This window comes from Streptomyces sp. AF1A (assembly GCF_047340315.1).
Classification (GTDB): domain Bacteria; phylum Actinomycetota; class Actinomycetes; order Streptomycetales; family Streptomycetaceae; genus Streptomyces.
In genome coordinates, this window is the sequence record NZ_JBLEBI010000295.1 from 1 (window position 1) to 4,816 (window position 4,816).

The 4,816-nt window shown below is 73.5% G+C and carries 4 protein-coding genes and 2 pseudogenes; 1 reads left to right on the forward strand and 5 read right to left on the reverse strand.

The features are described 5' to 3' along the window. Positions 1 to 593 (forward strand): TerD family protein (locus ACLU3S_RS35835; RefSeq protein ID WP_413956153.1); only part of this gene is annotated, 593 nt, incomplete at its 5' end. Between the two features lie 50 nt (positions 594 to 643). Here ACLU3S_RS35835 and ACLU3S_RS35840 read toward each other — a convergent pair. The 5 genes and pseudogenes from ACLU3S_RS35840 to ACLU3S_RS35860 all read right to left on the reverse strand — a co-directional run. After that, positions 644 to 1,222 (reverse strand): TetR/AcrR family transcriptional regulator, encoded by a 579-nt coding sequence (locus tag ACLU3S_RS35840; protein ID WP_413956154.1) that lies wholly within the window; start codon positions 1,220 to 1,222, stop codon positions 644 to 646. Between the two features lie 66 nt (positions 1,223 to 1,288). Further along, positions 1,289 to 1,954, reverse strand: coding sequence for a 2'-5' RNA ligase family protein (locus ACLU3S_RS35845; protein ID WP_413956155.1), 666 nt, complete (start codon positions 1,952 to 1,954; stop codon positions 1,289 to 1,291). A gap of 125 nt (positions 1,955 to 2,079) precedes the next feature. Further along, positions 2,080 to 3,660: a TROVE domain-containing protein gene (locus tag ACLU3S_RS35850; RefSeq protein ID WP_413956156.1), complete on the reverse strand. Its 1,581-nt coding sequence runs from the start codon at positions 3,658 to 3,660 to the stop codon at positions 2,080 to 2,082. Positions 3,661 to 4,059: 399 nt separating this feature from the next. Beyond that, positions 4,060 to 4,311, reverse strand: a pseudogene (locus ACLU3S_RS35855) (alkaline phosphatase PhoX); the annotation flags it as partial. Between the two features lie 100 nt (positions 4,312 to 4,411). Then, positions 4,412 to 4,816 (reverse strand): annotated as a pseudogene (locus tag ACLU3S_RS35860) (hypothetical protein); the annotation flags it as partial.

Consider the following 4,816-nt stretch of genomic DNA (forward strand, 5'->3'; position numbering starts at 1 on the left):
CCGCGCCGGGCGCCGGGAAGGTCAACCTGGACAAGGGCCGGGTCAGCCTGCAGAAGAACCAGACCGTGTCCCTGGTCAAGGGCGGCCGCCCGCTGCTCTCCCAGGTGCAGATGGGCCTCGGCTGGGAGCCCGCCTTCCACGGCAGGGACATCGACCTGGACGCCTCGGTCGTCGCCTACGGCCCGCAGCGCAACCACGTCGACAGCTGCTACTTCGGCAAGCTGACGATCCTGAACGGCGCGGTCAAGCACTCCGGTGACAACCTCACCGGCGAGGGCGCGGGCGACGACGAGGTGATCACGGTCGACCTGGGCCGCCTCCCCCAGGAGGTCACCGGCCTCGTCTTCACGGTCAACTCCTTCTCCGGGCAGAAGTTCACCGAGGTCGCCAAGGCCTACTGCCGCCTGATGGACGCCGCCACCGGCGAGGAACTGGTCCGCTTCGACCTCACCCAGGCCGAGCCCCAGACCGGCGTCATGATGGCCAAGCTCGTCCGCCAGCTCTCCGGCGAGTGGGACATGACGGCGATGGGCGACTTCGTGAAGGCGCGCACGGTGCGGAACATGGTGGAACCGGGGGCGCGGGCTCTGTAAGCGCACACGAGGCAGCCGGTGGCGCCCCGTCCGTCAGGGGCGCCCGGTGCTCACGCCTTCCCGCCCGGCCGCAGTCCCTCCGTCAGCAGGGACAGATAGCGACGGATCTGCTCGCCCTGCCCGCTCGCCAGCTCCGACGCCGACGCCACGCCGTGCGCGAGGCGAAGGACCTCGATCGGCTCGACGTCCCCGCGCAGGCTGCCCTCCCGCTGCGCCGCCTCCACCAGCCGCCGCGCCGCGTCCTTCATGCGGCTGCCGCACGCCGTGCCCGCGGCGGAACTGCCGTCGGTGACGGCCGAGCCGAGCAGGGCCTTCAGGCCGCGCACCTGGATCGTCCCGACGCACACCTCGTGGAGCCACTCGGTCAGCGCCTCGCCCGGCGGCAGCCGCGCGGCGAACTCGTCGGCGCGGGCCGCCATGGCCTCGATCCGGTCCACGTACGCGGCCTGGAGCAGGTCCTGCCGGGTCGGGAAGTGCCGGTAGAGGGTTCCGGAGCCGACGCCGGCCCGTTTGGCGATGTCGTCGAGCGAGGCGTTCTCCCCGTGTTCGGCGAAGGCCTCGGCGGCCACCTGCAACAGCCGCTCGTAGTTGCGCCGAGCGTCCGCGCGCATGCGCCTGACCTGCGGCATCCGGAAAACTCCTCGCGCACCGGGGATCGTCCCCGAATCCTATCGGGCGCACGCGCGGCCGCGGGCTCACAGCGGCTCCGGCGGCTCGTACCTGCCGGTCACCGGGTCCGGTCCGAGGTGGCGGCGTATCGCACCGGTGCCCAGCGCGATCGTGGCGCGCGGGCGCATGGGGCCGGCACCGCGCCGGGACAGCAGCGCCACCTCGGCCACGCGCGCGTGCAACACCCCCAACCGGGCGGTGCATTCGGCCGCGAGGACGCGCGGGACACGGGTGCGCCCGAGCGAGAGGTGCGGGGTGAAGCGCGGGAAGCGGTCCCTGCAGTTCGGGAAGGGCTCGGCCAGCGCGCGCCGCAGCTGGGCCCAGGGCTCGACACCGGCCGCCGCGGGGTCGAGCCAGACCGTGGCGTAGGAACGGTGGCGGAACGCGCGGGCCCCGACGAGCCGGATGTCGAAGGGCTCGCACTCGGCGGCCGCGGCGGCCAGCAGCGGGAGCGCCGCCGGGAAGTCCTCCTCCGGCACGAAGCCGAAGATCAGGTTCACATGGGGCGGCCAGCGGCGGATCTGCGGGTCGTGCTCGACGCGGATGCGCTGGATGGCCGGCCACAGCTCTGCCGGGGGCAGCCACGCCACGGCGGTCCGGGGCGTGGGCGCCGAGTCGAGACGCCCGGGAACCGCGGCCGGGCCGGGGGCCTCCGGCGGGCCGGGCGACGGGCGGGCGAACCACCCCTCCATGATGGCCCCGGTCCGGGCGCACCGCGCCGACGAGAGCGCGGTCCGCCCGGCCTCCGGGTCCGGACAGGGTGCCGGCCCGCACCCCCGTCGACGTGCGGGCCGTACGCCTCATGGCCGGCGGAGGGTCAGGCCTCCCACGGCCACTCGGCGTCCCGGGCGGCCTCGAGCAGCGGGATCATCCGGAACGCCGCGTCCGAGAGCCCGCCGAAGGTGTGCCTGTTCCCCGTCCCCGACGGACCGTGGCCCGCCCGGTAGCCCTCCAGGTTCCAGGTGTAGACCGGCACATGAGGCGGAATGCGGTCCGTCGGGCCGCCGTGCCGGTTCGGGGCGTACTGCTCGTCGGTGACGATCAGCACCCGGTCGTGCTTCGCGTAGTGCCGGCGGACCGCCTCGGTGGTGTCGGTGCCGCCCAGGTCGTGGAAGCGCTCCAGGATCTTCAGCACCGACTCGCCCTTGCGGAACGGCACCTTGTCGCTGGTCGAACCGAACTCGACGAGGTCGGCGTCGGCCGCCCGCAGCGCGAGCGCGGTGCCGAAGACCGCCGCCGCGTCGGCCCGGGTGAGCTGCGAACCGTCCCGCGACCGCGCCCAGAACATCGAGCCCGAACGGTCGACGAGGACCAGCGTCCGGCCCGGCAGCGCGGGCACGTTGGCCAGCGAGTGGCCGAGCGCCCGCTCCAGCGGGTACGCCCAGCGCAGCGAGGGCGCGTGCCGGTACGCGGCGAGGTACCGGAAGGGGAACTGCCGCGAGCGCGCGACCTCGGCCGGATCGCCGATCCGCGCGGCGACCCGGGCCGCCACCTCGTCCGACACCCCGGCCTCGTCGAAGTTCCGCAGGTTGCGGACCAGAGCCATCGCGCCCATGGACGGGATCACGGCCTCCCAGGCCGCCTGGTCCATCGGGCCCTGCAGCCAGCCCGCCAGCGCCTCCCAGGTGAGGCCGGCCGCCGCCAGCCGCTCGGCGCCACCGGGCGAGGTGACGACCGCCCGCCGCTCCCCGACGGGCAGCGCCATCAGCTCGCGGTGCGCGGTGAGCATCGGCAGCGACGCGGGCGGCACGGCGGTCTCCGGGTGGTGCCGGCGGTCGAGCGCGTACCGGAACAGCTCGCCCTGCCACGGCTTGTCCGGGTCCGGCGAGGCGTGCACGAGGTTGAGGACGTCGCCGAAGCGGTAGCCCTTGGACGCGGTGTCGTACTTCAGCAGCGACTTGGCGTGGTACAGCCGTCGTACGGCGTCCGCGATGCCGCGCTTGACGGGCTTGGGGACGGCGCGGCCGTACGTCGACGTCCAGTAGGCGAGCAGTTCGCCGGGCTCGTCGGGGCGCTGCAGCACCCGGTCCACGACCTGCCGGTTCGCGGGGCCGCCGGTCGCGCCGGCGGCCAGCCGTGCGTGCACGTACTCGGCGGCCCCGACGATCGACGCCGTGCGCATCCGGGCCTCGCCGCGCAGCCAGCGCAGCAGGCCGGCGGTCCAGACGGGGTCGGCGACGGCGAGGTCGCGCACGAGCGCGGTGAAGCGGTCGTCGCGGTCCGCGGCCTTCTCGTGGAAGGTGTCGTCGAGGAAGTGGGACACCGCCAGGAGGAAGAGTTCCGAGCGGGCGTCGCGCTGGTGGCCCCGGCCGCCCTCGTACGTCCGCAGCGTCCGGCCGGTCGTGGTGACGGGCGAGGTCGGCTGCGCCTTGGCGGCACGTGTGTTGAATCGCGCCATGGTGAATTCCCCCCGAATTCGCTTGTTTTTCGAAACGGAGGCGCGGCGAAGGGAGGGCGCCCGCGGTCGAGAGGCCGGCGACCGGCTGTTTCCCGGATGTCCGGGCACCCACCATGTGCCACGCCTCCCGAGATCAGAGCCGGCGGCGGCGTGGATTCTGTGAGAAAGAAGTAGCCGCAGCCTTCGCACCGGGAGGTGCGTCACGTTTTCGCGTCCAGAGATCGAGATCGGCGGAACCGACGTGTGGTGCTCCAACCCCTGAGCTACACCGGCCTGTTGGTGCCGGTGGCGGGACTCGAACCCGCGACCTCCCCGTTATCAGCGGAAGTAGGTCCTGCCTGTCGCACCTGGACGTGGATCACTTTAGGAGGACGGCCACGGGTCGGGCGAACGAATTAATCAGCGCTGCTGCCGCTTCCACGGCCCGGTGATGGCGAGCATGATGCCGGGCGTCTGGATGTTGGCGAACAGAGTCCGGCCGTCGGGCGAGAAGGTGACGCCGGTGAACTCGCTGTATTCGGGCTCGTCCTCGGTGCCGATGTTCAGCTCGTTGCGGGCGATCGGACAGGTGCGGCCGCTGTCGGTGGCCCCGAACAGGTGCTGGATCCGCTCGCCGTCCTCGGCGATGACCAGGCCGCCGTACGGCGAGACGGCCCCGGCACCCACGGCCGCACCGGGCAACCACGCCGACCCCGACCGCCCCGACCCCCACCCGCACCACCACGCCGGCCGCACTACCCGGCCCGGCGCATCAACCCCCTTGCTGCGAGCGTGCCTTGAACGCCGCCTTGCGTGCCTCCTTCGCCACCCGCTTGTCCGGGTGGAGCCGGCCCATGGCCTCCAGTACCTCGGCCGTGGCCGGGTGGTCCACCCGCCAGGCGGCGGCGAAGAACCCGCTGTGCTGGGCGGCCAGGCCCTCGACGAGGGCCTGGAGTTCCTCGGAGTTGCCCTCGGCCTGCAGTTGTGCGGCCACCGTGTCGATCGTGAGCCAGAAGACCAGGTCCTGGGACGGTGCGGGCACCCCCGCGGCTCCGTGCTCGCTGAGCCACACGCGGGCGAGGCCGCCGAGTTCGGGGTCGTCCAGCACCTCCCGCAGCGCGGGCTCGGCGGCCGAGCCGACCAGGGACAGCGCCTGCTGGCAGCGCAGCCGGCGCAG